The sequence below is a fragment of the Wolbachia endosymbiont of Wiebesia pumilae genome (assembly GCF_017869285.1).
Taxonomy (GTDB): domain Bacteria; phylum Pseudomonadota; class Alphaproteobacteria; order Rickettsiales; family Anaplasmataceae; genus Wolbachia; species Wolbachia pipientis.
Genome location: NZ_CP054557.1, coordinates 1 through 26,105, shown reverse-complemented (window position 1 = coordinate 26,105; position 26,105 = coordinate 1). Strand labels below are relative to the sequence as shown.

25 protein-coding genes, 2 tRNA genes and 5 pseudogenes are annotated in these 26,105 nt (G+C 36.4%); 10 read left to right on the top strand and 22 right to left on the bottom strand.

Going from position 1 to position 26,105, the window contains the following annotated elements:
* Positions 1–5: 5 nt before the first annotated feature.
* The 4 genes from HUB92_RS00145 to HUB92_RS06900 form a co-directional block, all read right to left on the bottom strand.
* Positions 6–917: a P44/Msp2 family outer membrane protein gene (locus tag HUB92_RS00145; RefSeq protein ID WP_209472793.1), complete on the bottom strand. Its 912-nt coding sequence runs from the start codon at positions 915–917 to the stop codon at positions 6–8.
* Between the two features lie 66 nt (positions 918–983).
* Entirely contained in the window at positions 984–2,210 is a 1,227-nt protein-coding gene (mtaB, locus tag HUB92_RS00140) for a tRNA (N(6)-L-threonylcarbamoyladenosine(37)-C(2))-methylthiotransferase MtaB (protein ID WP_010082135.1), read from the bottom strand.
* 240 nt (positions 2,211–2,450) lie between these two features.
* Positions 2,451–3,764 carry a group II intron reverse transcriptase/maturase gene (gene ltrA / locus HUB92_RS00135; protein ID WP_006280268.1) on the bottom strand — a complete coding sequence of 438 codons (1,314 nt, stop codon included), beginning with the start codon at positions 3,762–3,764 and terminating at the stop codon, positions 2,451–2,453.
* Positions 3,727–3,855, bottom strand: coding sequence for a hypothetical protein (locus HUB92_RS06900; RefSeq protein ID WP_255324786.1), 129 nt, complete (start codon positions 3,853–3,855; stop codon positions 3,727–3,729). Before HUB92_RS06900 ends, ltrA (HUB92_RS00135) begins: the two co-directional genes overlap by 38 nt.
* Positions 3,856–4,516: 661 nt before the next feature.
* Here HUB92_RS06900 and gatA point away from each other — a divergent pair.
* On the top strand, positions 4,517–5,986 hold the full coding sequence (gatA, locus tag HUB92_RS00130; RefSeq protein ID WP_010962643.1) for an Asp-tRNA(Asn)/Glu-tRNA(Gln) amidotransferase subunit GatA: 1,470 nt from the start codon (positions 4,517–4,519) through the stop codon (positions 5,984–5,986).
* 361 nt (positions 5,987–6,347) lie between these two features.
* Here the strand turns inward: gatA and ltrA (HUB92_RS00125) are convergent, their stop codons facing one another.
* The 6 genes from ltrA (HUB92_RS00125) to HUB92_RS06885 all read right to left on the bottom strand — a co-directional run bounded on the left by ltrA (HUB92_RS00125) (position 6,348) and on the right by HUB92_RS06885 (position 11,586).
* Entirely contained in the window at positions 6,348–7,661 is a 1,314-nt protein-coding gene (gene ltrA / locus HUB92_RS00125) for a group II intron reverse transcriptase/maturase (protein ID WP_006280268.1), read from the bottom strand.
* Positions 7,624–7,752, bottom strand: coding sequence for a hypothetical protein (locus tag HUB92_RS06895; RefSeq protein WP_255324786.1), 129 nt, complete (start codon positions 7,750–7,752; stop codon positions 7,624–7,626). The genes ltrA (HUB92_RS00125) and HUB92_RS06895 overlap by 38 nt, the downstream gene beginning before the upstream one ends.
* Positions 7,753–8,264: 512 nt before the next feature.
* Positions 8,265–9,578 carry a group II intron reverse transcriptase/maturase gene (ltrA, locus tag HUB92_RS00120; protein WP_006280268.1) on the bottom strand — a complete coding sequence of 438 codons (1,314 nt, stop codon included), beginning with the start codon at positions 9,576–9,578 and terminating at the stop codon, positions 8,265–8,267.
* A complete protein-coding gene (locus HUB92_RS06890; RefSeq protein ID WP_255324786.1) occupies positions 9,541–9,669 on the bottom strand; it encodes a hypothetical protein in 129 nt (42 codons plus the stop codon). The genes ltrA (HUB92_RS00120) and HUB92_RS06890 overlap by 38 nt, the downstream gene beginning before the upstream one ends.
* A 512-nt stretch (positions 9,670–10,181) precedes the next feature.
* Positions 10,182–11,495 carry a group II intron reverse transcriptase/maturase gene (ltrA, locus tag HUB92_RS00115; protein WP_006280268.1) on the bottom strand — a complete coding sequence of 438 codons (1,314 nt, stop codon included), beginning with the start codon at positions 11,493–11,495 and terminating at the stop codon, positions 10,182–10,184.
* Positions 11,458–11,586, bottom strand: coding sequence for a hypothetical protein (locus tag HUB92_RS06885; protein ID WP_255324786.1), 129 nt, complete (start codon positions 11,584–11,586; stop codon positions 11,458–11,460). Before HUB92_RS06885 ends, ltrA (HUB92_RS00115) begins: the two co-directional genes overlap by 38 nt.
* Positions 11,587–12,236: 650 nt before the next feature.
* Here HUB92_RS06885 and HUB92_RS00110 point away from each other — a divergent pair.
* Positions 12,237–13,063 (top strand): IS5 family transposase gene (locus HUB92_RS00110; protein WP_209472530.1). Its coding sequence is split into 2 segments (ribosomal slippage): positions 12,237–12,624 and positions 12,624–13,063, totalling 828 coding nucleotides; the frame shifts between segments, so codons are not numbered across the junction.
* Here HUB92_RS00110 and HUB92_RS00105 read toward each other — a convergent pair.
* Positions 13,056–13,412, bottom strand: coding sequence for a hypothetical protein (locus HUB92_RS00105; protein WP_244663068.1), 357 nt, complete (start codon positions 13,410–13,412; stop codon positions 13,056–13,058). The two genes, HUB92_RS00110 and HUB92_RS00105, sit on opposite strands and share 8 nt — an antisense overlap.
* 85 nt (positions 13,413–13,497) lie before the next feature.
* On the opposite strand from HUB92_RS00105, the gene HUB92_RS00100 reads away from it, so the two are divergent.
* Positions 13,498–13,782, top strand: a complete 285-nt coding sequence (locus HUB92_RS00100; protein ID WP_038198869.1) for a transposase — start codon at positions 13,498–13,500, stop codon at positions 13,780–13,782.
* Positions 13,783–13,938: 156 nt separating this feature from the next.
* On the opposite strand, the pseudogene HUB92_RS00095 reads toward HUB92_RS00100, so the two are convergent.
* Positions 13,939–14,771, bottom strand: a pseudogene (locus HUB92_RS00095) (IS5 family transposase).
* Between the two features lie 50 nt (positions 14,772–14,821).
* On the opposite strand from HUB92_RS00095, the pseudogene HUB92_RS07200 reads away from it, so the two are divergent.
* Positions 14,822–15,510, top strand: a pseudogene (locus HUB92_RS07200) (IS3 family transposase); the annotation flags it as partial.
* A 46-nt stretch (positions 15,511–15,556) separates the two neighbouring features.
* Here the strand turns inward: HUB92_RS07200 and HUB92_RS00080 are convergent.
* The 3 genes and pseudogenes from HUB92_RS00080 to HUB92_RS00070 all read right to left on the bottom strand — a co-directional run.
* A pseudogene (locus HUB92_RS00080) lies at positions 15,557–15,935 on the bottom strand (IS4-like element ISWosp8 family transposase); the annotation flags it as partial.
* Between the two features lie 221 nt (positions 15,936–16,156).
* Complete coding sequence (locus tag HUB92_RS00075) at positions 16,157–17,020, bottom strand: gamma-glutamyl-gamma-aminobutyrate hydrolase family protein (protein ID WP_209472789.1); 864 nt, start codon at positions 17,018–17,020, stop codon at positions 16,157–16,159.
* A gap of 218 nt (positions 17,021–17,238) precedes the next feature.
* A tRNA-Phe gene (locus tag HUB92_RS00070) sits at positions 17,239–17,311 on the bottom strand.
* 79 nt (positions 17,312–17,390) lie between these two features.
* Between HUB92_RS00070 and coaD the strand changes: the two genes are divergently transcribed.
* Complete coding sequence (gene coaD / locus HUB92_RS00065; protein WP_006279325.1) at positions 17,391–17,897, top strand: pantetheine-phosphate adenylyltransferase; 507 nt, start codon at positions 17,391–17,393, stop codon at positions 17,895–17,897.
* Positions 17,898–17,965: 68 nt separating this feature from the next.
* Complete coding sequence (locus tag HUB92_RS00060) at positions 17,966–18,157, top strand: zinc-finger domain-containing protein (protein ID WP_209472782.1); 192 nt, start codon at positions 17,966–17,968, stop codon at positions 18,155–18,157.
* Between the two features lie 16 nt (positions 18,158–18,173).
* Here HUB92_RS00060 and HUB92_RS00055 read toward each other — a convergent pair whose 3' ends face one another.
* The 7 genes from HUB92_RS00055 to rpsB are packed head-to-tail and all read right to left on the bottom strand — an operon-like array spanning position 18,174 to position 22,769.
* Entirely contained in the window at positions 18,174–18,800 is a 627-nt protein-coding gene (locus HUB92_RS00055; protein WP_209472786.1) for a phosphatidate cytidylyltransferase, read from the bottom strand.
* Positions 18,790–19,485: a polyprenyl diphosphate synthase gene (gene uppS, locus HUB92_RS00050; RefSeq protein WP_006279327.1), complete on the bottom strand. Its 696-nt coding sequence runs from the start codon at positions 19,483–19,485 to the stop codon at positions 18,790–18,792. Before uppS ends, HUB92_RS00055 begins: the two co-directional genes overlap by 11 nt.
* Before the next feature lie 6 nt (positions 19,486–19,491).
* Positions 19,492–19,755, bottom strand: coding sequence for a hypothetical protein (locus HUB92_RS06675; RefSeq protein WP_010962657.1), 264 nt, complete (start codon positions 19,753–19,755; stop codon positions 19,492–19,494).
* 5 nt (positions 19,756–19,760) lie between these two features.
* Positions 19,761–20,318: a ribosome recycling factor gene (frr, locus tag HUB92_RS00040; protein ID WP_209472780.1), complete on the bottom strand. Its 558-nt coding sequence runs from the start codon at positions 20,316–20,318 to the stop codon at positions 19,761–19,763.
* 7 nt (positions 20,319–20,325) lie between these two features.
* The gene (gene pyrH, locus HUB92_RS00035) at positions 20,326–21,063 is read right to left on the bottom strand and encodes a UMP kinase (protein WP_369800793.1); all 738 of its coding nucleotides are present in this window, start codon (positions 21,061–21,063) and stop codon (positions 20,326–20,328) included.
* Positions 21,064–21,079: 16 nt separating this feature from the next.
* Positions 21,080–21,940 (bottom strand): translation elongation factor Ts, encoded by an 861-nt coding sequence (tsf, locus tag HUB92_RS00030; RefSeq protein ID WP_070356839.1) that lies wholly within the window; start codon positions 21,938–21,940, stop codon positions 21,080–21,082.
* A complete protein-coding gene (gene rpsB / locus HUB92_RS00025; RefSeq protein WP_010962661.1) occupies positions 21,921–22,769 on the bottom strand; it encodes a 30S ribosomal protein S2 in 849 nt (282 codons plus the stop codon). Before rpsB ends, tsf begins: the two co-directional genes overlap by 20 nt.
* 191 nt (positions 22,770–22,960) lie before the next feature.
* Here rpsB and HUB92_RS00020 point away from each other — a divergent pair.
* From HUB92_RS00020 to HUB92_RS00005, 4 genes and pseudogenes are all read left to right on the top strand, one after another.
* Positions 22,961–23,037: transfer RNA gene (locus HUB92_RS00020), tRNA-Asp, on the top strand.
* A gap of 137 nt (positions 23,038–23,174) precedes the next feature.
* Entirely contained in the window at positions 23,175–23,546 is a 372-nt protein-coding gene (gene yajC, locus HUB92_RS00015) for a preprotein translocase subunit YajC (protein WP_010081840.1), read from the top strand.
* A gap of 80 nt (positions 23,547–23,626) precedes the next feature.
* Positions 23,627–25,445: pseudogene (glmS, locus tag HUB92_RS00010) on the top strand (glutamine--fructose-6-phosphate transaminase (isomerizing)).
* A gap of 307 nt (positions 25,446–25,752) precedes the next feature.
* A pseudogene (locus tag HUB92_RS00005) lies at positions 25,753–26,103 on the top strand (Rpn family recombination-promoting nuclease/putative transposase); the annotation flags it as partial.
* Positions 26,104–26,105: the final 2 nt, after the last annotated feature.

Genomic DNA, 26,105 nt, shown 5'->3' with positions numbered 1-26,105 from the left:
TATCACTAAAAATTAAATATCAAACCAACTTCAATATTGTGAGTAGATATGTCATCTGCAACAGGTATCGGAACGCTAAAGTAACGATAGCCGAGAAAGGTTTTGATTTCTGGGATTATTGAATAATCAACACCAAGTTTTATTTGATAAGCAAACCAAGGAACATTCAGTGGCATTGAATTTTGGGGTGACCCATTAATCCTTTTTAATCTAAAAACTGTTGGTCCTATACCAAGACCGATGTACGGAGCAAATTGTGTATCCTGAACGCTGGGATTATAATAGAAGTTTAACAAAAACGCAAATATACTTGCTGATTTATCAAATACCGGAGGAGAATTACTATCTTCAATATTGGCTATAGAATACGCGGCTTCAAAATCAATTTTACCATTTTCTCCAGCATAGTAACCTAAAGACATGCTGCTAAACCACTGGAAATCAATTTTACCATCAAATTGCTGTATACTTTTAATTTCATCTGCCACTATATTTTTTATTATAAAACCATAATGACTTTCAACTAAAGTTAGGACTCTCCCCCCTATTGCCTTTATACCCTTTACAAATATTTCTGAATTATCATGGTATACCTTACCACCGTTAGCGCTAACATAAAAATCAAGTTTTTTTGATTTTTCTTTTGTAGGCTCAGCTTGATCTGCAATACGTGACCACATATTTTTCTGATCAGCTACTTGGAAAACAGAAGGTGGACTACTTTCAAGTTCTTGATATTTTATTGGTATTTCTTTTGCAGTAACCTCCTCAGAACGTATCACACTTTTATTATTGTCTGTTTCTAATTTTAAGGGTTGTACTTGCTCAATGTGTGTATCATTACTAATATAAGTAATAAAAAAATAGACACATGAAATGAAAATCAAAAATAAAGTAATAGATATTCTAGTTATCATAAATGAATTCACAATTATCATTTACAGTATAATTACTATATCGTATATTTCTTCAATGTACAAAAATTAAGAAAAAATATTTCCAATTAGATAATTATTTTCCACTCCTTTAACATTAACTTTCACAATACTCTTGGCTTGAGCTTTTGATTCAAGCTTTATTAATGCAAAATTTTCTGCTCTACCGACATTATTTTGCTCAACCAGAACACTTTGCTTAGTGTTGATCAAGGATTGACAAAAACTGCTCATAATTTCTTTATTTACTTCTCTTAAATTTTTTACTCGTTCTTTACGCACATTCTCTGGTACTTGTGGCATTCGTGCAGCAGGTGTATTTTTCCGCTCTGAATATGGAAAAGCATGTAGGTAAACTATATTTGTTTTTTTCAGTAAATCAACTGTATCCTGAAACATTTCATCAGTTTCTGTTGGAAATCCAGCAATAATATCAGCGCCAAATGCTATATTAGGCCTCAAGCTCTTCATTTTATGACAAAATTCTATCACTTGTTCTCTGTTGTGACGACGCTTCATTCTCTTTAGTATTAAATTATTACCAGATTGTAGACTCAAATGTAAATGAGGCATAAGTCTTGACTCATTAGCTATTAAATCCATTAATTCGTCGTCAACTTCAGCAACATCGATAGAGGAAAGTCTTAGCCTCTTCAACTCTGGTATATCCTTTAAAACTCTCCTAATCATTGAACCAAGTGATGGCTTACCCAACAAATCTGTACCAAAGTCAGTAATATCAACCCCTGTAAACACTACTTCTTGATATCCATTTTCTACAAAGATCCTGATTTGCTCTATAATACTGTTTATTGGCACAGATCGATTATTCCCTCTTGCCTCAGTAATTGAACAAAATGTGCAGCTATGATTACAACCATTTTGAATTTCAATAAATGCCCTTGACTTATCTTCAAATCCATTAATTAGAACAGGTTCTACTTGGTTATCACTGACCAAGATTTTATCGTCATTTAGTAAGTAATTTTCAGCTTTTAGCTTATCTTGATTACCGAGCACTTTACTTACACCAGGAATGCTACTGTAAACTTCTGGATCCAACTGAACAGCACAACCAACTACGATAATTTCTTTATTTGGATCATTTTTGTAAATCTTACGTATCTTTTGCTTTACCTGACGTTCTGCTTCGTTTGTCACTGCACAGCTATGCACCACAACAACATTTTCTCTCTTTGCTTTTTTTAATGCTTCTTTGATTAACTCGCTCTCGTAAAAATTTAGACGACAACCAAATGTTATCACTTCATTCATGTTAGTATTTTTTGCTTTAATAGACCTAAATTATATCAAATATCCAAGCAAAGTCTCTTGCATGACTATTTTTTTGTAAATAAATGCTATGCAAGCAGCAGACACTGGGATCTCAACGATTTTCACTCAGGTCTGGTAGAGACTCATGACCTTGAAACCAGCGATTTGGTCTCATAACCATAGTCTCCCCAAAAGAACCGTGCTTGCGGATTTCCCGCACACGGCTCCACAATACAGCGTTCACACTAGTGCTCCTGTGTATAAAGAAACATATACCTTTGGTTTTGGTAATGGATTTACTTTTAAATAGTGTATAAATTGTTCCCAATCCATACTTTTCTTTTGACTACGTCGGTTTATCCACTTAAATGCTAACTTTGTTACCGGTCGATAGAATTGAATCAAACACCGATAATTTCCGCTAACTCCGAAGTAGCTATAGTGTCCTGTTAGTTTGGCTTTAAGTTTCTGCCACCAATCTTTGAGACAGATACGACTTCGTACCATCTTCAACCATTCTTTGATTTCTTTAATCTTTCTGGCTAGGCTTATTTTTGAAGTTTTCTGCTTCATCATAAGTTTACCATTACGACTTTTTCCACAATAATGTGTAAATCCTAGAAAGTTGAAGCTAGCCGTCCTACGTTTCTCTCTTTCTGCTTGATACCATTCTTTCTTACCAAACTTTACTATTTTTGTTTTATTTTCAGCTATTTCCAACCCAAATTTACTTAGTCTTTGTTTCAGTAATTCTAGAAATTCTTTTGCGTCTTCTTCCCTCTCGCAGCCAACTACAAAATCGTCGCAAAACCTTATTAGCTGTAAATATCCTCTGGCTTTTGGCTTAAATTTCTTTTCAAACCATAAGTCCAGCACATAGTGTAAGTATATATTAGCTAATACAGGGCTTACTATACCACCTTGTGGTGTGCCTTGATCGGTTGCTTTATAACATCCAACTTCGACTATTCCTGCCTTTAGAAATCGTTTTATTAACCACAATAAATTTGGGTCAGCTATTCGTTCCCTTAGACAATTCATTAGCCATTTATGTTGAACATTATCAAAGAACTTCTTGATATCCACTTCTACAATATAGTTAATTGGTTTGTGCATAACTGCTTTATCTAGAGCGTTTATCGCCTGATGACAATTTCTTCCTGGTCGAAATCCATACGAGCTGTCCATAAAGTTTGCTTCATAAATATTTTCTAATATCTTCTTTAGCATTACCTGTACCAACTTATCTTCCGTTGATGGTATTCCGAGACCGCGCTTCTCTTTGCTCCCGGCTTTGGGTATGTATACCCTTTTCACTGGTAGCGGTTGATATTGTTTTCTCTTCATACTATCCACTAGTGTTTTAAGTTTCTCTTCTAGATTTTCTCCATAAGCTTCCACTGTCACACGATCTATACCACAAGCCTTGTTGCGTTTTAGTTCCTTATAACACTCTGCAAGATTCTCTTCATTAATCAAATGAACTAATGATGTAAATTTTACTCGCTTATCTTGCTTAGCCCTTACTGCTATCTGGTTTAGTTTTCCTTGCATACTCCTCCAATCTCTGTTGTATTGGTATAGCAATCCCTATACCAGTCACTATATTGCTAACCGCTTCCCCTTGTATGTGGCTTTCCCACACTCCGAGTACTATCAGTTAGTCCGACTTCCTTTGCATCTTCCTCCAGTCCTCGCCTTTATTGACTTGTTCCAGAGTACCCTTACAGGAATACAAAGGATCTCCCAAGTTCACGTAAGGTCCATCTCAACACATGACGCGGCCTTCGATCCCGATGAGGTGAGTAATATCTTGCCTTAGCGTTATTACCCATGTTGCCTTCCACCAAATGTAAAGTGTCAGCCCCCATGACGCGTGAATTACGGGACTCAATACCTTCACTTTCGTTGCACCCTATGTTGTCCATTCCATTAGCTTTACTACGCTCGTTACCTTACGCAGCATAACGGTTTGTTCCAGGTTGCCGGCTAAGCTTTACCCGTGTTGGATTTTCACCAACTGTTCCTTACGCACTTCTTGGCGCACACACAGTATCACTCCTTTGCTTATTATAGTCTTTTGACCTTTTTAAGATACAATCCGGATTGGATACTGAGTTGGTGAGTATAAAAGTATAGCTTCTACGTCATACCGCTGCGGTATCTCTTAGCCGCTAACAAGTAGCGGGATGACGATTGTCGGTGAATCTAAGTTACCTTAGCTACATTTCTAGCTGTAACTATAAATGTATGGATTTTTTATCGTGCCATGTTATAATTAACGTCTTGCTAAAAATTAAATATTGATGAATGAACTAAGAAAGTTAAGTATTACACAAATGCATGACGGGCTCAAAAAAAAGAGTTTTTCTGCCGTTGAACTCGTAGAGGCGCACATCAGTGCGGTTGAAAATGAGAAATTAAATGCATTTATAACAAAAACCCCAGAGATAGCAATGAAAGCTGCTAAAGCTGCAGATGAACATTTCTCTAGGCAAAAGGATGATTTAATCTCGCCGCTCATGGGTGTACCAGTTGGCATCAAAGATCTATTCTGTACAAAAGGAATAAAAACAACAGCATGCTCAAAAATGCTGGAAAATTTCGTTCCGACTTACGAATCTACGGTGTCTGACTTGCTTTTAAAAAGTGGAGCAGCCATGCTCGGTAAGCTTAATATGGATGAATTTGCTATGGGTTCTGCGAACACAAACAGCTATTTTGGCCCTGTCGAAAATGTGTGGATTAGAAAAAGTGATGGGGAAAAAGTTGTTCCTGGTGGATCATCTGGTGGATCTGCAGCATCGGTGGCTGGATTTTTATGCGCTGGAGCACTAGGGAGTGACACCGGTGGATCTGTGCGCCAACCAGCAGCTTATTGTGGAGTGGTTGGAATAAAGCCAACTTATGGAAGATGCTCGCGTTTTGGTATGATTGCATTTGCGAGTTCTCTAGATCAAGCAGGAGTCATTACTCGTTCTGTCTCTGATTCAGCATTAATGCTGGAAGCAATCTGTGGCTATGATACAAAAGATTCAATATCAAGCGAAAAGCCAGTGCCTAAATTTTCTAGCTTTATAAATGGTGATGTCAAGGGTAAGCGTATTGGTATACCAAAAGAATATAGGATGGATGGAATTTCAGAGGAAATAGTCCATAATTGGGAGAAAGTTGCTTCCTATTTAAAAGAAAATGGCGCTGAAGTTGTTGACGTTACTCTGCCACATACTAAATATGCAATACCAGTCTATTATTTAATTTGTTCTGCTGAAACTTCATCCAATCTTGCTCGTTATGACGGTGTGCGTTATGGGTTCAGGGTTGATGCTGATACCCTTGAAGAAATGTATTCACTAACAAGAGCAGAAGGTTTCGGTAAAGAGGTGAAAAGAAGAATTTTAATTGGCGCTTATGCGCTTTCCTCAGGTCATTACAATGAATATTACGAAAAAGCACAGTGTATCAGGGCATTAATCAGAAATGATTTTATAAAAGCGTTTGAAAAAATAGATTACATACTTGTGCCATCTGCTCCAACAGAAGCTTTTGGCTTAAATGAAAAGCCAGATCCGCTAATTATGTGCATCAATGATGTGTTTACTGTGCCGGCAAGTCTGGCAGGATTGCCTGCTATTTCTGTTCCTGTTGGGCTCTCCAATGAGGGTTTACCACTTGCCTTGCAAGTGATTGGAAATTATTATGATGAAGCTGGAATATTAAATGTGGCAAGTGTGATAGAGCAAAATTGCGGCAGAATAATTAGACCTCTTGCATAATCTATTTTTTGATAGTAATTTTTGCATTAAAATTTGCTTACGCTCCTCAACGTACTCTATGGTTCCATTTTTAGATGAATAGCAAAAACAGGGTATATTAATCTGTTTACAAAATTTTCGTGTAACAGTTCACACTTAATTAAACAGACTGAATTCTGTAATTTTGGGATGTTGAAAAATTTACCTCACGTTGTCATTCCAGCGCATAACGCTGAAATCCAGATTTATAGAAACGAAAAAACTTGCTTGACGTCTGGTAGAGACTCATGACCTTGAAACCAGCGATTTGGTCTCATAACCATAGTCTCCCCAAAAGAACCGTGCTTGCGGATTTCCCGCACACGGCTCCACAATACAGCGTTCACACTAGTGCTCCTGTGTATAAAGAAACATATACCTTTGGTTTTGGTAATGGATTTACTTTTAAATAGTGTATAAATTGTTCCCAATCCATACTTTTCTTTTGACTACGTCGGTTTATCCACTTAAATGCTAACTTTGTTACCGGTCGATAGAATTGAATCAAACACCGATAATTTCCGCTAACTCCGAAGTAGCTATAGTGTCCTGTTAGTTTGGCTTTAAGTTTCTGCCACCAATCTTTGAGACAGATACGACTTCGTACCATCTTCAACCATTCTTTGATTTCTTTAATCTTTCTGGCTAGGCTTATTTTTGAAGTTTTCTGCTTCATCATAAGTTTACCATTACGACTTTTTCCACAATAATGTGTAAATCCTAGAAAGTTGAAGCTAGCCGTCCTACGTTTCTCTCTTTCTGCTTGATACCATTCTTTCTTACCAAACTTTACTATTTTTGTTTTATTTTCAGCTATTTCCAACCCAAATTTACTTAGTCTTTGTTTCAGTAATTCTAGAAATTCTTTTGCGTCTTCTTCCCTCTCGCAGCCAACTACAAAATCGTCGCAAAACCTTATTAGCTGTAAATATCCTCTGGCTTTTGGCTTAAATTTCTTTTCAAACCATAAGTCCAGCACATAGTGTAAGTATATATTAGCTAATACAGGGCTTACTATACCACCTTGTGGTGTGCCTTGATCGGTTGCTTTATAACATCCAACTTCGACTATTCCTGCCTTTAGAAATCGTTTTATTAACCACAATAAATTTGGGTCAGCTATTCGTTCCCTTAGACAATTCATTAGCCATTTATGTTGAACATTATCAAAGAACTTCTTGATATCCACTTCTACAATATAGTTAATTGGTTTGTGCATAACTGCTTTATCTAGAGCGTTTATCGCCTGATGACAATTTCTTCCTGGTCGAAATCCATACGAGCTGTCCATAAAGTTTGCTTCATAAATATTTTCTAATATCTTCTTTAGCATTACCTGTACCAACTTATCTTCCGTTGATGGTATTCCGAGACCGCGCTTCTCTTTGCTCCCGGCTTTGGGTATGTATACCCTTTTCACTGGTAGCGGTTGATATTGTTTTCTCTTCATACTATCCACTAGTGTTTTAAGTTTCTCTTCTAGATTTTCTCCATAAGCTTCCACTGTCACACGATCTATACCACAAGCCTTGTTGCGTTTTAGTTCCTTATAACACTCTGCAAGATTCTCTTCATTAATCAAATGAACTAATGATGTAAATTTTACTCGCTTATCTTGCTTAGCCCTTACTGCTATCTGGTTTAGTTTTCCTTGCATACTCCTCCAATCTCTGTTGTATTGGTATAGCAATCCCTATACCAGTCACTATATTGCTAACCGCTTCCCCTTGTATGTGGCTTTCCCACACTCCGAGTACTATCAGTTAGTCCGACTTCCTTTGCATCTTCCTCCAGTCCTCGCCTTTATTGACTTGTTCCAGAGTACCCTTACAGGAATACAAAGGATCTCCCAAGTTCACGTAAGGTCCATCTCAACACATGACGCGGCCTTCGATCCCGATGAGGTGAGTAATATCTTGCCTTAGCGTTATTACCCATGTTGCCTTCCACCAAATGTAAAGTGTCAGCCCCCATGACGCGTGAATTACGGGACTCAATACCTTCACTTTCGTTGCACCCTATGTTGTCCATTCCATTAGCTTTACTACGCTCGTTACCTTACGCAGCATAACGGTTTGTTCCAGGTTGCCGGCTAAGCTTTACCCGTGTTGGATTTTCACCAACTGTTCCTTACGCACTTCTTGGCGCACGTCTGGTAGAGACTCATGACCTTGAAACCAGCGATTTGGTCTCATAACCATAGTCTCCCCAAAAGAACCGTGCTTGCGGATTTCCCGCACACGGCTCCACAATACAGCGTTCACACTAGTGCTCCTGTGTATAAAGAAACATATACCTTTGGTTTTGGTAATGGATTTACTTTTAAATAGTGTATAAATTGTTCCCAATCCATACTTTTCTTTTGACTACGTCGGTTTATCCACTTAAATGCTAACTTTGTTACCGGTCGATAGAATTGAATCAAACACCGATAATTTCCGCTAACTCCGAAGTAGCTATAGTGTCCTGTTAGTTTGGCTTTAAGTTTCTGCCACCAATCTTTGAGACAGATACGACTTCGTACCATCTTCAACCATTCTTTGATTTCTTTAATCTTTCTGGCTAGGCTTATTTTTGAAGTTTTCTGCTTCATCATAAGTTTACCATTACGACTTTTTCCACAATAATGTGTAAATCCTAGAAAGTTGAAGCTAGCCGTCCTACGTTTCTCTCTTTCTGCTTGATACCATTCTTTCTTACCAAACTTTACTATTTTTGTTTTATTTTCAGCTATTTCCAACCCAAATTTACTTAGTCTTTGTTTCAGTAATTCTAGAAATTCTTTTGCGTCTTCTTCCCTCTCGCAGCCAACTACAAAATCGTCGCAAAACCTTATTAGCTGTAAATATCCTCTGGCTTTTGGCTTAAATTTCTTTTCAAACCATAAGTCCAGCACATAGTGTAAGTATATATTAGCTAATACAGGGCTTACTATACCACCTTGTGGTGTGCCTTGATCGGTTGCTTTATAACATCCAACTTCGACTATTCCTGCCTTTAGAAATCGTTTTATTAACCACAATAAATTTGGGTCAGCTATTCGTTCCCTTAGACAATTCATTAGCCATTTATGTTGAACATTATCAAAGAACTTCTTGATATCCACTTCTACAATATAGTTAATTGGTTTGTGCATAACTGCTTTATCTAGAGCGTTTATCGCCTGATGACAATTTCTTCCTGGTCGAAATCCATACGAGCTGTCCATAAAGTTTGCTTCATAAATATTTTCTAATATCTTCTTTAGCATTACCTGTACCAACTTATCTTCCGTTGATGGTATTCCGAGACCGCGCTTCTCTTTGCTCCCGGCTTTGGGTATGTATACCCTTTTCACTGGTAGCGGTTGATATTGTTTTCTCTTCATACTATCCACTAGTGTTTTAAGTTTCTCTTCTAGATTTTCTCCATAAGCTTCCACTGTCACACGATCTATACCACAAGCCTTGTTGCGTTTTAGTTCCTTATAACACTCTGCAAGATTCTCTTCATTAATCAAATGAACTAATGATGTAAATTTTACTCGCTTATCTTGCTTAGCCCTTACTGCTATCTGGTTTAGTTTTCCTTGCATACTCCTCCAATCTCTGTTGTATTGGTATAGCAATCCCTATACCAGTCACTATATTGCTAACCGCTTCCCCTTGTATGTGGCTTTCCCACACTCCGAGTACTATCAGTTAGTCCGACTTCCTTTGCATCTTCCTCCAGTCCTCGCCTTTATTGACTTGTTCCAGAGTACCCTTACAGGAATACAAAGGATCTCCCAAGTTCACGTAAGGTCCATCTCAACACATGACGCGGCCTTCGATCCCGATGAGGTGAGTAATATCTTGCCTTAGCGTTATTACCCATGTTGCCTTCCACCAAATGTAAAGTGTCAGCCCCCATGACGCGTGAATTACGGGACTCAATACCTTCACTTTCGTTGCACCCTATGTTGTCCATTCCATTAGCTTTACTACGCTCGTTACCTTACGCAGCATAACGGTTTGTTCCAGGTTGCCGGCTAAGCTTTACCCGTGTTGGATTTTCACCAACTGTTCCTTACGCACTTCTTGGCGCACGTCTGGTAGAGACTCATGACCTTGAAACCAGCGATTTGGTCTCATAACCATAGTCTCCCCAAAAGAACCGTGCTTGCGGATTTCCCGCACACGGCTCCACAATACAGCGTTCACACTAGTGCTCCTGTGTATAAAGAAACATATACCTTTGGTTTTGGTAATGGATTTACTTTTAAATAGTGTATAAATTGTTCCCAATCCATACTTTTCTTTTGACTACGTCGGTTTATCCACTTAAATGCTAACTTTGTTACCGGTCGATAGAATTGAATCAAACACCGATAATTTCCGCTAACTCCGAAGTAGCTATAGTGTCCTGTTAGTTTGGCTTTAAGTTTCTGCCACCAATCTTTGAGACAGATACGACTTCGTACCATCTTCAACCATTCTTTGATTTCTTTAATCTTTCTGGCTAGGCTTATTTTTGAAGTTTTCTGCTTCATCATAAGTTTACCATTACGACTTTTTCCACAATAATGTGTAAATCCTAGAAAGTTGAAGCTAGCCGTCCTACGTTTCTCTCTTTCTGCTTGATACCATTCTTTCTTACCAAACTTTACTATTTTTGTTTTATTTTCAGCTATTTCCAACCCAAATTTACTTAGTCTTTGTTTCAGTAATTCTAGAAATTCTTTTGCGTCTTCTTCCCTCTCGCAGCCAACTACAAAATCGTCGCAAAACCTTATTAGCTGTAAATATCCTCTGGCTTTTGGCTTAAATTTCTTTTCAAACCATAAGTCCAGCACATAGTGTAAGTATATATTAGCTAATACAGGGCTTACTATACCACCTTGTGGTGTGCCTTGATCGGTTGCTTTATAACATCCAACTTCGACTATTCCTGCCTTTAGAAATCGTTTTATTAACCACAATAAATTTGGGTCAGCTATTCGTTCCCTTAGACAATTCATTAGCCATTTATGTTGAACATTATCAAAGAACTTCTTGATATCCACTTCTACAATATAGTTAATTGGTTTGTGCATAACTGCTTTATCTAGAGCGTTTATCGCCTGATGACAATTTCTTCCTGGTCGAAATCCATACGAGCTGTCCATAAAGTTTGCTTCATAAATATTTTCTAATATCTTCTTTAGCATTACCTGTACCAACTTATCTTCCGTTGATGGTATTCCGAGACCGCGCTTCTCTTTGCTCCCGGCTTTGGGTATGTATACCCTTTTCACTGGTAGCGGTTGATATTGTTTTCTCTTCATACTATCCACTAGTGTTTTAAGTTTCTCTTCTAGATTTTCTCCATAAGCTTCCACTGTCACACGATCTATACCACAAGCCTTGTTGCGTTTTAGTTCCTTATAACACTCTGCAAGATTCTCTTCATTAATCAAATGAACTAATGATGTAAATTTTACTCGCTTATCTTGCTTAGCCCTTACTGCTATCTGGTTTAGTTTTCCTTGCATACTCCTCCAATCTCTGTTGTATTGGTATAGCAATCCCTATACCAGTCACTATATTGCTAACCGCTTCCCCTTGTATGTGGCTTTCCCACACTCCGAGTACTATCAGTTAGTCCGACTTCCTTTGCATCTTCCTCCAGTCCTCGCCTTTATTGACTTGTTCCAGAGTACCCTTACAGGAATACAAAGGATCTCCCAAGTTCACGTAAGGTCCATCTCAACACATGACGCGGCCTTCGATCCCGATGAGGTGAGTAATATCTTGCCTTAGCGTTATTACCCATGTTGCCTTCCACCAAATGTAAAGTGTCAGCCCCCATGACGCGTGAATTACGGGACTCAATACCTTCACTTTCGTTGCACCCTATGTTGTCCATTCCATTAGCTTTACTACGCTCGTTACCTTACGCAGCATAACGGTTTGTTCCAGGTTGCCGGCTAAGCTTTACCCGTGTTGGATTTTCACCAACTGTTCCTTACGCACTTCTTGGCGCACACATTTTGTCAACCCCCTTATTATGTGTAGTACAATGATACAAATTAAGAATTCCCCCATCCTGTGCTGGTTCTTCGATCTAAAATCCTACTTCTACCTGATCACAACCAATGTTAATTTGTCCTATTAATGCTTTAATAATGCCGCGCTTAGTTTGCCAATCTAGCTGTTCCAGGTTCGATTTTACACTAGACTTCTTTCGAAACTAGGATAAAGTAGTAAAAATAGTAATTTTGAGGTAAGGAGAAATGAAGTATGAAATAGTGAAAGAGCTCGATAAAGGGGAGTTTCGTCGACTAACAGGAGTAAAGAGATCAACATTTAACAAAATGGTAGGGATTTTATGTGAAGAGAATAAAAAAAAGAAAGCCAAAGGAGGAAGGAAAAATAAGCTAAACGAGGAGAATATGCTGCTCATGGTATTAGAATACTTACGAGAATACCGTACATATTTTCACATAAGTCAAAGTTATGGAGTAAGTGAAAGTACGGCATATAAAACTGTAAAATGGGTAGAGGATACTCTAATACAACACCCAGATTTCGCATTGCCAGGACGAAAAGAACTCCTAAAAAGCGACGTGGAATATAAGATTCTGGTGATTGATGCAACGGAAACACCTGTAGAGAGACCAAAAAAAAGCAGAAAAGATTTTATTCAGGAAAGAAGAAAAAACATACGCTAAAAACCCAAATAATTGCAGAAAAGAAGAGCAAGAAAATTATTTGTACGTCATTTTCAAACGGGAGAAAGCATGACTTTCGGCTTTTCAAGGAGTCAAAAGTGCATGTATCAGAAGGTATAAAAGTTTTAGCCGATGCTGGCTATAGAGGTTTTCAGAAAATTCACAAAAATGTCGAGTTGCCACACAGAAGGATGAAAAAGAGTCCCTTAATTAAGGAAAAAAAGGTAGAAAATCGGGAGCTAGCAAGCAAAAGAGTAGTAGTTGAGAATGTAATTGGTCTGTTAAAAAGATTCAAAATTATTGCAGACAGATACCGCAATCGGAGAAAACGTTTTGGCTTAAGATTCAATTTTATAGCAGGAATTCACAATTTTGAGCTGTCTATATGAGTTTCGAAAGAGGTCTACTAGAATAAAAATTCTTTATGCTATTTATAATAAGACTTATTCCTTTTTCTACTGCCTTCTGATCAACTACCTTTTTTTTCTCTTCTTCTATCCCTTGTAAGCGTTCTTTCATTTTTCTCATTGTCTGTTTAAATTCTTCCTCGCTTATATATCCTTTCTCTCCTGCATTTTCTTGACTATAATAATCTTCCATTAATTTTTCGATACCTTCTTTTATTTGATTTTCTCTTCTTGCAAACTTTTTCTCTGATGATTCATCATTTTTATTTTCTAATACTCTACGTTGGTATTCCTTTTTTATCATCTCTGGGTTTTTTAGTACATCTTTCACCTTTTCCCATACTGACCTTACCCAGAAAAAGTGGAGAGAAAGAAAGGAGTTTTTTCGGGTAAAATAAAATTTTGGAGGATTAGAAATGGCAAGAGAATACACGGCAGAATTCAAATTGGAAGCTGTTAAGCTGGCAAATGAACAAAGAAAGGTAGGTCAACCAGTTGCAAAAGTAGCAAGAGATCTAGGAATAAGGGATAGTGTATTAGGAAAATGGATGAAGAAATATAACGAAAAAAAGTCAGCGGCAAATGCATTTCCAGATGTAGCACCTTATGACAAAGAGAGATTTGATTTACAGAAAGAGTTAGCAAAAGTAACAAGAGAAAGAGACATTTTAAAAAAAGCCCTGGCCAGTCAAAAAGAGTAAAATATTTTTTCATAAAAGAGCATAGTAAACACTATAAAGTGCAGGAATTATGTAGGGTTTTCTGCTAGTGGCTACTATAAGTGGACTACAAGGAAAATAAGCAGTAGAGAATCAGCAAATAAAGAGTTATTAGAGGTTGTCCGGAAACTAGTAAATTCAAGCATATTCCCTCTTTAACATAACCCTACTCATAGCTAGGTATATGAAATTCTCAGTGGATGTTGTGAGTAAATCATACTCCTTCGATAGCCTTCTATTCCTATTAACCCAAGCAAAAGTCCTTTCTACAACCCATCTTCTTGGCTGTACTTTAAACCCTTGTTCTCTTGTTGGTAGTAGCTCAGGTGGCGTATCTTTGTGCACCCAAAATCTACATGGAGGCCTTTTAACAATTTCAATATCTATGTCATATTCTTCCTTTATGTGATTCTTTAAATTTCTTCCTTGGTATCCCATGTCAGCCCACATTTTTTTAACTTTAGTATATTTTGTTCTCATATTGTTTAATGCTATTTTAATACCATCTCTATCATTTTCGTTAGCAGCGCCTACGTAACAACCTAGTATAAAACCCTGAGTGTCTGTAATTATATGCCTTTTTCTACCCTTTACTTTTTTACTTCCATCATAGCCTTTGATCCCCCCTTTTCTGTAGTCTTTACAGATTGACTATCTACTATACAGGCACTCGGCTGCTCATTCCTTCCTATTTTTCTTCTACTATATTTTGTAATTTCATAATTCATTTTCTCAAAAATTCCCTGCTTCTTCCATTGCCTGAACTGCTCATACACAGTCTTCCATAGCGGAAAATCATTTGGTAAATACCGCCATTGACACCCTGTACGCAATACATAGAAAATTGCTTCTAATATTTCTTTTTTGCTATACTTTGGCGGCCTTCCTCCTTTCTTGTATGATACTCTGAAGTGTTTTTCTATTCTTGCCCATTCCCTTTCGCTTAGATCTGTTGGATACTTTTTTCTCATCTTTACCCCGTACTAAAATTTCAGATATTATAGCCTTTTACTTGTTTCCGGACAACCTCTTAGCAGATATTCAAAAAATATATCAAGCTTCTAAATGTAGATATGGAGCTCCTAAAATTCATGCTGAATTAAAGGCTTTGGGTAAAAGTTGCAACTTAAAAACAGTGCAAAGTATTATGCAGAAAAATGGTATTCAGGCTATATTGAGAAGAAAATTTAAAATTAAGAAACAACAAACGGACAGTAGCTCCCAATATATTAGACCAAAACTTTATTGTCGATCAACCAAATAAAGTATGGGATTACTTATATAAAAACCAAAGAAGGATGGCTATATTTGGCAACAATAATCGATCTATATTCACGCATGGTAGTTAATGAGCAGTTCAATAAATAAACAATTGGTTATGGACTCTTTATTAATGGCCGTTAACAAGCGTAAACCTGCCAAAAATCTACTATTACATAGTGATCAAGGTTCACAATATACTTCGCAAGGTTATCAATATCTCTTATCCATAAAAAACATAGATGAGTCATAAAGGTTGTTGTTACGACAATTCTGTTGTGGAAAGCTTCTTTAGCTCATTGAAAAGAGAAATACTTATTGATACTTCACAACACTCTGCTCAACAAACTAGAACTGCAATATTTGAATACATAGAAATTTTTTATAACAAACAACGTCACTATTAACTATTGCATTCCTGAGCATTTTGATTCATCATTCTCTTTGTGAAAAACATTCCAAACTTTCTCTCCACTTTTTCTGGGTAAGGTCAGTTTCCATTTGGTTCAAACTCGGATACAATTTCCCCAGAGCTGGGTAATCTCATACCAGAACCATCTGCTGCAATAAGTCTATAGCCTCTCCAACTCAGGTTCATCCTGATAGGCTGTTTGGATGCTTAAATTCTTGAAAGCCTGTATGGCAAATCTTATACCTTGCTTTAGAAAAAGCTTGCTTTGAGGGTACATGTCAATGGCTCCATAAGTTCACATTCTATTCCCAAACTTTTTTTAACTAACTTTAAAATCATAGAAAATACTGTCGAAAAAGGAAGTTTTCTTGTTCGTGTAAAACTCAACACAATGGATTTTCTGAAAAGTTTTCGAGTATATTGCATTTTTAATTTGTAAGATAAGATCTTTTCCTTTTTGCATGCCTCACCTAAAAAAGACACATTTTAAACTTTTTTGTTGCAATAAAATAGAAACAAAAGTGCTGTCCCTTGCACTCTTTGGATAATTTAATGATAAAAAATTTGGAGAGAAATTTTATACACTATCGCTGATATTTTTCCTTAAGTTGACGCCATTGCCTGAACGGATACATGACAAATCTATCGTTTATCAAATCGTCGGTAAGCCTAAAGCTATAGCCATTAAGCACGATAAAGAAAATCATTCATAATCGCTATAGCAACTAGTGTAGACACTTGACGTTCCTTGTGATTTGATAAATAGAGGTTTTTATCTGACTTCACAACAAGGGCTTCTGGATGACTTTGAAAGTGAACATTACCATGCTTATCTTCAATAGCCTCTATTACCCCCTCACTGGAAAATGCTGCAACTTTATATCCAAGTGACTCCAATTTTCTTCTATTTTCTGGTGTATTACTTACTGCTCCTGAATGAGCATCTGGAAAATATGTTGAAAACCAGCCATTTTCATTAGGTATTAGGAATTTGGCTACTACTTCTGCTAAACGACTATTTGGAACGATCTTTATCTGCTGGAGAGGTACATCCTCTTTCTGTGGATTAGGTGCTGATTTTAAATGAGATCTTCGTTTCTCTTCATCACTCACAACACTCACTACTTCAATTCCCTTTGCATTCATTATGCCTTCACATATGCCAAGTAAATGAATTGCAGGGTTATCATCAACTATTTTTACAATTGCTTCAGTAACAAGCTGGCGATAAGGAGTGGGTGCTGAGTGTAAATTATCCGGAATAAATATTCTATTTATTTTGTGCTCTTTAACAAACTTTGCAACTTCAACTTTTATTCGGTCTAATGTTAGCTTCTTTGCCAATGTTTCATCTTGTTTTGCGAGATTAAGTGACTCTGTCTGAATTTTTTTAAGGCTAATTATCTTATTATAATCAATCAGTACAGTCTTAACCACAAAGTTATTAAACATCTCATAGATATTTTGAGATAGCCCAAGTTCATGTGCTTCTTCCGTTTTCAACAAACCAACAACTACGTCATTATTTACTGTATTTTCTGCCGTCAAGACAGTTGACGCTGGTTCTTCTTTTCTGGTTACATGTTGAGATGCCGGTTTTTCACTAACGCCAGCATAAGTAATATTGCTTAATAATAGAACTATAATTAATAAGATATTAAATAGTTTATTATAATATTTATATACTATGACTTGCCTCCCTAATATTTATATTACGATATAGAGTATTTTATAACAAAAAGGCAAGTTTGCCAAGAAAGAGAAGGTGGCCTGAGCAGGAATCGAACCAGCGACACAAGGATTTTCAGTCCTTTGCTCTACCAACTGAGCTATCAGGCCAACTGTATACTTTTATTTTTAGATAAAAAATGTTATTATGTCTATCAAAAGTTTTTAAAGTAGTTTATAAAAATAAAGGATGAACATTAATGACAAAATAGGAATCTACCCTGGCACATTTGACCCTATAACTTTTGGGCATCTTGACATAATCAAAAGAGCGTGTAAACTAGTCGATAAATTAATAATAGGAGTTGCAGAAAACGTTAATAAGCATACTGCCTTTGACACAAAGCTACGCACAAGCATGGCTGAAAATGAAATCAAAGGGCTAGGAATTGATGCAGATGTTATATCTTTTAATGGGTTGCTAGTGAAGTTTGCCAAAGAGCAGAATGCTTCTGTTATTATTAGGGGATTAAGAGCAGTATCGGATTTTGATTACGAGTTTCAAATGAGCTGGGTAAATTATAAACTTCTTCCTGAAATCGAAACCATATTTCTTCCTGCTTCTGAAGATACTCAATTTATCTCATCAAGCTTTGTAAAGGAAATAGCAAGATTAGGAGAAGATGTTAGCAAATTTGTATCAAAAGGTGTTCAAAACGAATTGATTAACCTGAATAGGATAAAAAATGGAGAATAGTGCTTGTTGTTTTTTATTTCTGAATGGGTATATTCAATATATAAAATGTTATAAGCTAAAGGAGCAGCATGTCAAAAGTGAGGGTTAATAATAGAAAAGTTTGTTGTTATGGTGATGAGAATGATGAGGGTTCCGGCCATCCATTAATATATTTAGATATGGGAGAAGAAGAGGAAATAGCCTGCCCTTATTGTGAAAAGACGTTTGTCCATGACTGCACTGTAGAAGCGGTTGGGGAGCTGACTAGGGATGAGCTCTAATGGCACTTCTGCAGACTTAGCTTATGTAAATAGCAATAAGAGGGGCAGTAAAAATGAAACTGTCCATACGGTCGAGCACTCCCCCATGGCCAGGTATCATATTTCCACTATCTTTAACACCGTAAGCTCTTTTAACAAGCGACTCAGTGAAATCGCCAAGTTGCGCTAGAATAGCAATTGCAAGGCCAATGATTGGAGAATAAAAAATTGAAAATAGACCAAAAAATATTGATCCAAAAATTGTGCACACTACTCCAGCTAAAATCGCACCAAGAAGTCCTGCCCAAGTTTTTCCAGGGCTAATAATTGGGCAAATTTTAGCTCCACCAAAATTCTTGCCAAACAGGTAGGCAGTAACGTCAATTCCCCAAATGGTTAAGACGAACCATACTAATGCGTATTTTCCCTGTGGTAGATTATATAAATATATTAATGAGGCACTTGGTAGTGCAATCAATAATAATGCAAAAACGTATAAAATTTTGTTTCCCTGGGTTAGATTATACCATTCAAAAGAAGATAAAACTGCTATCGAAAAAATCAATAGGTAAAACGATAAATCACTGAAATATGTAGCAAAAGAAAATATGAATAATATTACTATTGAGGACAATATTCTAACTATAAAATTATTATCTACCATATTTCTTCTCTCTTTTTGTATAATCTTCTAATGCTTTGCTCAAATCTTGACAAGAAAAATCAGGCCACAAAGTATCACAAAAATACAATTCAGCATAAGCTGCTTGCCATAATAAAAAGTTGCTTAACCTTTTTTCGCCACCAGTGCGAATTAATAAATCCAATTTTGGCAAATCTTTAGTATATAGAAACTTTTCAAATTCCTCTTCTGATACATAAGCAATATTTTCTTTTATAATATTGCTTATAGCTTGTGTAATTTCTTGCTTTGCTCCGTAACTGACTGCCACAGTGAGTAATAAACCATCGTTCTTATGTGTCATTTCTTCTGCTTTTTTAATTTGATCCAATATTTTACTGGGTAACAGACTTAAATTGCCAATAAAATTCAACTTAATGTTACAATTGTAAATGAAATTGACTTTATCTTCATTAGTTAAAACGGAGTAAAATAAATCAAATAGACAGTCAGTTTCGTTTTTAGGTCTAAGCCAATTCTCCATAGAGAATGCATACAAAGTTAAGTAGGGTATAGTTAAGTCCGTACAATACTTGGCAATATCGTATGCAACTTCACTGCCCTTTTTATAACCATCAATTTTTACCCTTCCTTGATTGTTCGCCCATCTACCATTACCATCCATAATAATTGCTAAATGTTTCGGTAAAGATTCTTGATTCAACATTTAAATTTAACCTAATTTTGACTTGAGTGAAATTTTTTGGATTTCAATGGACACCTGGAAGGTGTCAGCTACTTGCATGACAGGAAGAGAGTTACTGTAGTGACACCAATAGTTGATACTTGAATGCAAAATTGGTGTCATCCCAGTGCTCCGACACTGGGATCCAGGAAATTTGATTTCAAACAAGTGCATCAGATAGTTGTATAGTAAAGACTGGATTCCAGTGTCAAACACTGGAATGACATCATTTGCTATGTAAGCTTTCTCCATATCATTTAGTGATTCAGTATATCCTTTTCTTTGATGGACAATTCACCATCAATCTTTTTTATATTATCATCAGTAATATTTTGTATTTCCTTCTTAGCACCATGAAAATCATCTTCTGAGATTTCTTTATTTTCCTTCATTTTTTCTGTTTCTTCCATAATATCTCTACGTATATTTCTAATGGCAATCCGTGCATTTTCAGCAAACTGATGCAATAATTTCACTAATTTTTTACGGGTTTCTTGTGTCAAGTCCGGAAGAGCTATACGTATGGTGCTACCCTCGACAACAGGATTTAAATTCAGGTTAGCATTTAATATAGCGTTTTTCACTTCACCTACAACACTAATGTCCCAAACTTTAATTGATAGGGTTTTGTTATCTATAACCGAAACGCCTGCAACTTGATTTAACTTTTGATGCCCACCATAGATGTTTACAACTATACCATCAAGCAAAGATGCACTAGCTCTACCAGTGCGTACGCCTTTAATATCATCATGAAAGGACTGAATAGTTTTTAGCATTCTTTCTTTTGTTTTAGCTTTTATTTCATTTAACATAAATTACCTACTGTTTACAATCTGAAACTATAGTATAAGTACCTTGACCCTTAATAATATTGACTATTTTTTCTCCCTTCAAAGAAAAAACTATAATTGGAATAGAATTCTCACGAGCAAGTGAAATTGCTGATGCATCCATAACTTTTAAATCACGAGTCAATAAATCCGTGTAAGAAAGCCTATCATACATTACAGCATCCTCATTTTTTTTCGGATCAGCGGAGTATACACCATTTACTTGCGTACCCTTTAGAATAACATCACAATTCATTTCAACAGCACGTAAGGCTGCAGCTGTATCTGTAGTAAAAAATGGGTTGCCTGTGCCTGCTGCAAAAATTACCACTCTACCTTTTTCTAAATGACGAATAGCTTTCCTTCTGATGTAAGGTTCGCATACAGTGGCCATGGGTATTGCAGATAATACCCTAGAAGCTACTAAATTTTTTTCTAAAAAGTTTTGTAAAATTAAAGCATTGATTATAGTTGCAAGCATTCCAATATAATCACTGCTTGCTCTTTCACAACCACTTAAAGACGCAGATGTGCCACGAAAGATATTACCACCACCAACAACAATACATACCTGAACTCCAAGATTACAAACTTCAACTATGCCTTTAGATAACTCACCTATAGTCTCCATATCGTGACCAAATTGCTTTGATCCCATCAAAGCCTCACCAGAGATTTTAAATAACACCCTGGAATATTTTATTTCGCTTTTTTCATTTGTTGAAATAAACATTTTTTGCTATTTAATCTGCATCACCCAAAACAAGTAACTTGTAATTAGAGAGTTTAACAGCACTCAACTCGCTTGATTTTATAAAATCAGAAATCTTCATCTTATCATCCTTTATAAATTTTTGCTCCAGTAAAACAACTTCTTCATAGTACTTAGCCATTCGTCCATCTACTATTTTTTTTGCTACTTCTTCAGGTTTATTTAAGCTCCTCACTTGCTCTTCAATTATAGAACGTTCGTTGTTCAACTTCATTTGATCTAAATCATCTATAGACAAAGCTTCAGGCTTCATAGCAACTACATGCATAGCTATTTGTTTCCCAATCTCTTGTAGCTTCGCCTTATCACCAGATGATTGCAATGCAATTAAAGCACCAATCTTACCTAAGCCACACACATCACCATGTACGTAGCCAGCAATAACTCCATCCTTAGCTTCTAAGTAACAAAGCTTGCTTAACTCTAGCTTCTCACCAAGAACTGACGTACCATTCATAATAGCTTCCTGCACTGTGCCAATGCTTTCATACTTGGCATTTTTTAACTCATCAACGCTAGTACAGCGTTCTTGATGAGCAATTGATGCTAAATTTAAAACTAACTCTATAAATTTCTCATTCCTTGCGACAAAATCGGTTTCGCAATTGAGTTCAATCAATACACCACAATTTTCAGTCAAACACATAGCAACGAGCCCATCTGAAGCTACTCTATCAGATTTTTTGTCAGCTTTAGCAAGACCTATTGTACGTAACTTATCAACGGCTTTCTTAATGTCACCATCACATTCTTCTAATGCTTTTTTACAGTCACTTAAGCCAAGCCCTGTTCTATCACGTAATTCTCTTATATCATCTGGATTCATCTTCATTTGTTACTACCTCCCTTTCTTCTTCTTTGTAAACTTTACTACGTCTCCTTTTAGTTTGCACAATACCATCTTCTTTTTCTTGAATAAACTCATCACCCCTTATATCATCAATCTTAACTCCAGATTTTGCTAGACTAGACTCTATTCCAGCTAATATAGAGTCGGTAGCTAATTTACAATAGAGCTCTATTGATTTTCTTGAGTCATCATTTCCAGGTATTAGATAAGTAATACCATCTGGATCAGAATTAGTATCAAGTATTGCAACTATTGGAATTCCTAACTTCTTAGCCTCCTTAACCGCTATATGCTCTTTATTAGTATCAATGATGAATAAGATATCAGGAATTGCTCCCATTTCTCTAATACCGCCAAGCGCCTTATCAAGCTTTTGCTTTTTCTTTTCAATGTTTCCCAATTCTTTCTTTGTTAAAATGCTATCCTCGTCATTTAATATTTTCTCATATTGCATCAAGGTTTTTATCGAAGAAGAAACAGTGCCCCAATTAGTAAGCATACCACCAAGCCAACGATGATTCACATAATATTGACCACAACGAATCGCTTCACTTGCAATAATATCAAAAGCTTGAAACTTTGTACCAACAAATAGAATGCGACCACCTTGAAATGCAACGTCATATAAAGCCTTCATGGCCACCTGTAGCAATGGTAGTGTTTTTCGCAAATCAATTATATGTATACGATTTTCTTGATGCACTCCATATATGTATGGAGCCATTTTTGCGTTCCAGCGACTAATTTTGTGACCAAAATGTACACCAGATTCAGCTAAATCACGCACAGTGACTTTAGGCAAATTTGTCATATATCATTCCTCCAAATAGTTTATCTTCCATGGCATAACCCTAATGGGACTACTTGTATAAGCCATGTGTGAAATTAAATTATTTACATAGTAATAGAAAAGACAGCAAAGCGCAAACAAAAAATATTGACAAAGGGCAACATGTTTATTAGCTTTAAAGTTGAAGCCCGAAAATGCTAAAAAGAAATTAGGGGGGTGTAGCTCAGTTGGTTAGAGCGCATGCCTGTCACGCATGAGGTCGTGAGTTCAAGTCTCATCACTCCCGCCATATTAGTTTTAGCATAACTTAGAATTCGCAGTATTATTGCCGGTATTGAGAAACGCCTTCACCAAACTTGACATGGCATGGTATTGTAATTAATACTTAAATAGGTTTGTTTTTATCATTAACAATTAGGATTAAATATGCTCATTTCTGAAGTTTTTGCAGCAGATGCAACTAGCAATACATCAAGTATCGGCGCATCTTTTGCTAGTTTTATTCCACTGATTTTAATATTTGTGGTATTTTATTTTCTCATTATTCGCCCGCAACAAAAAAAACTAAAAGAACATAGAAAGATGATAGATCAAATAAAACGTGGTGATACAGTCATTACTTCTGGTGGAATAATAGGTGAAGTTAATAAAGTTGATGAGGCAAATGCACAATTTATAATAGAAATAGCACCAAAAGTTGAGATAAAAGTTCTAAAGTCCGCTATATCTGAGGTTTTAAGCAAAGAAACTCAAAAAGTAGCAGCTAAACCAATTAAAAAGGTAAAATCGAAAGAATGATAAAAAGAATATAAATCAACCAGTAATAAAGGCAAAAATGCTTAACATGTTTAGAAAAAAGTTTGTTTGGTGATCCATTTGTGTGCGGAATATTTGGTGTAGTAAGTAGCGGTGATTCAGTAATACCAACCTTACTAACTGGGTTACAAAAATTGGAATATAGGGGATATGATTCCTCAGGTATAGCAATCATAAATAATGAAGGCGAGATAGAAGTCAAAAAATCAGAAGGTAAAGTCGAAAGGTTATGTGAAGTTGTTGATGACAGCAAGATGTCTCACAGTACAGTTGGTATAGCACATACTCGCTGGGCTACACATGGAGTCCCAGGCCTTAAAATGCTCACCCCATTCGTACAAATAATGTTGTTGTTGCTCATAACGGCATAATTGAGAATTACAATCTGCTAAAAAAGGGTCTAGAAGAAAGGGGCATGTCATTCCATACTGACACTGACACAGAGATCATACCAAACATGCTAACCTTATATCTTGATGAAGGATTGTCGCCAATTGATTCTCTATTTAAGTGTTTTAAACAACTTACATGGCTCATTTGCCTTGGTCTTATTATTTGCAGAATATCCAGACGCCTTATTTGTTGCGAAGAGAAATTTGCCTTTAGCAATAGGCTATAACTGTAACACAGTGTTTGCTGCATCTGACTCTAATGCTTTAAGTGCATTTGTGGAAAGAATATCGCATTTGGAAGATGATGACATTGCAGTGATAAAATCTAGTGGAGTTAGTATATACAACAATGGTACACAAGTTAAACGCAGTATAGAAAATAGTAGTCTAAGTGATTTCTAATTAGCAAAAATGGTTACCCTAGCTTCATGTTAAAAGAGATTTTTGAGCAACCGCGTGCATTAAACAAAACAATAAATCAATTTTACAAGCAATATAAAGAGGTAATATTTGCTAACAAAAAATTGTTTTCTGAGCTGAGTTACATTACTATAGTTGGATGCGGGTCATCTTATTTTGCTGGGCTAATAGCAAAGTATTGGCTGGAAAATGTCGCTCAAGTTCGAGTATATCTAGAAATCTCATCAGAATTTAGGTATAGCAACGTCAAGCTGGAAGAAGGCAGCATTGGGTTATTTATCTCTCAATCTGGTGAAACTGCAGATACCATAGAAGCGCTGCGTTATGCAAAATCACAGAAGCAAACAATCATTAGTATAACTAATACATTTAGCAGCAGCATTGAAAAGATCTCAGATATTGTGTTACATACTCTTGCTGGGCCAGAAATTGGTGTTGCTTCAACAAAAACCTTTTCTGCGCAACTTGCAACTTTAGCATGCTTTGCCGTGGAGCTTGGGAAAATAAAAGGTGTACTGGGTGGAGAAAGAATAAAACAGCTAAGCAACGCTATTAACTCTATTCCCGAGTATGTTGAGCACGTTTTGAATGTGATGAAAATACAACATATATCGGGCAGTATATTAGAACACAATAACGTTATTTTAATCGGCAGAGGAAGTTCATACGGAGTTGCAATGGAAGGCGCATTGAAAATAAAGAGCTTTCATATATCAATACAACTGGTATTGCAGCGGGAGAAATGAAGCATGGTTCTATTGCTTTAATAGACTCTACTGTGCTTGTTATAGCAATTATCCCTTATGATGATTTATTCTTTAAAACGCTATCTAATATACAAGAGATTATTGCAAGAAAAGGCAAAGTAATTGCCTTCAGTGATAAACAAGGAGCGCCATTCCTAAGGGGAGTTTGCGCAGATGTGGTGCAACTTCCAGACACTGATAATTTTATCTCTCCAATCATCTACAGTGTTGCTATGCAATTCCTTGCTTACTTTACTGCAGCAAAAAAAGGGTTAGATGCAGATTGTCCAAGAAATTTAGCTAAGTCTGTCACGGTTGAGTAGTTCATTTAAAGTTAAAGCTAAACTTCTAATTAAGGTAACCAGACTGCATTCTGTGATTTTTAGCAAAACACGATACACAATCGTCATTCCGCTACTTGTTAGCGGAATCTATGCCGAGATACCGCGGCGGTATGACGGTTCGCGGTGGTATGACGGTTAAGTAATTCGTCATCCCGCTGCTTGTTAGCGGGATCTAGAGATACCGCGGCGGTATGACGGTTCGCGGCGGCATAGCTATCTTCAAAAATATGGTTGAATAATTGTTAATAATAGTGTATAATTATTAATATTTTTAAGCACTTTGGCTATGGCTTTATCTAAGTTTCTCGACCCTAAGCTGGATTTAACCTTCAAAAAAATATTTGGCACTGAAAAAAATAAGAATATTCTCATACATTTTTTGAATGATATTTTAGGGTTTACCGAGATAAATACTATACAAGAAGTGGAATTCCTCAGTACTATAATGGATCCTGAAATTGCCTCTGATAAGCAAAGTATAGTTGATGTTCTTTGCAGGGACTCTAGTGGGGCTAGGTATGTGATTGAAATGCAGCTCACTCGCGATAAAGGCTTCGAAAAACGAGCTCAACTATATGCTGCTAAGGCTTACTCAAGGCAAGCTGATAAATCTGGTAAGTACATTGATTTAAAGAGGTT

What these genes read in the sequence shown, in the direction of transcription:
- ltrA (WP_006280268.1), bottom strand. Translation starts at nt 7,661, where the DNA reads ATGCAAGGAAAACTAAACCAGATAGCAGTAAGGGCTAAGCAAGATAAG.
- HUB92_RS00145 (WP_209472793.1), bottom strand. Translation starts at nt 917, where the DNA reads ATGATAACTAGAATATCTATTACTTTATTTTTGATTTTCATTTCATGT.
- ltrA (WP_006280268.1), bottom strand. Translation starts at nt 3,764, where the DNA reads ATGCAAGGAAAACTAAACCAGATAGCAGTAAGGGCTAAGCAAGATAAG.
- ltrA (WP_006280268.1), bottom strand. Translation starts at nt 11,495, where the DNA reads ATGCAAGGAAAACTAAACCAGATAGCAGTAAGGGCTAAGCAAGATAAG.
- HUB92_RS00060 (WP_209472782.1), top strand. Translation starts at nt 17,966, where the DNA reads ATGTCAAAAGTGAGGGTTAATAATAGAAAAGTTTGTTGTTATGGTGAT.
- mtaB (WP_010082135.1), bottom strand. Translation starts at nt 2,210, where the DNA reads ATGAATGAAGTGATAACATTTGGTTGTCGTCTAAATTTTTACGAGAGC.
- gatA (WP_010962643.1), top strand. Translation starts at nt 4,517, where the DNA reads ATGAATGAACTAAGAAAGTTAAGTATTACACAAATGCATGACGGGCTC.
- uppS (WP_006279327.1), bottom strand. Translation starts at nt 19,485, where the DNA reads ATGTTGAATCAAGAATCTTTACCGAAACATTTAGCAATTATTATGGAT.
- yajC (WP_010081840.1), top strand. Translation starts at nt 23,175, where the DNA reads ATGCTCATTTCTGAAGTTTTTGCAGCAGATGCAACTAGCAATACATCA.
- frr (WP_209472780.1), bottom strand. Translation starts at nt 20,318, where the DNA reads ATGTTAAATGAAATAAAAGCTAAAACAAAAGAAAGAATGCTAAAAACT.
- HUB92_RS00100 (WP_038198869.1), top strand. Translation starts at nt 13,498, where the DNA reads ATGGCAAGAGAATACACGGCAGAATTCAAATTGGAAGCTGTTAAGCTG.
- tsf (WP_070356839.1), bottom strand. Translation starts at nt 21,940, where the DNA reads ATGAAGATGAATCCAGATGATATAAGAGAATTACGTGATAGAACAGGG.
- ltrA (WP_006280268.1), bottom strand. Translation starts at nt 9,578, where the DNA reads ATGCAAGGAAAACTAAACCAGATAGCAGTAAGGGCTAAGCAAGATAAG.
- rpsB (WP_010962661.1), bottom strand. Translation starts at nt 22,769, where the DNA reads ATGACAAATTTGCCTAAAGTCACTGTGCGTGATTTAGCTGAATCTGGT.
- coaD (WP_006279325.1), top strand. Translation starts at nt 17,391, where the DNA reads ATGAACATTAATGACAAAATAGGAATCTACCCTGGCACATTTGACCCT.
- HUB92_RS00055 (WP_209472786.1), bottom strand. Translation starts at nt 18,800, where the DNA reads ATGGTAGATAATAATTTTATAGTTAGAATATTGTCCTCAATAGTAATA.
- HUB92_RS06675 (WP_010962657.1), bottom strand. Translation starts at nt 19,755, where the DNA reads ATGGAGAAAGCTTACATAGCAAATGATGTCATTCCAGTGTTTGACACT.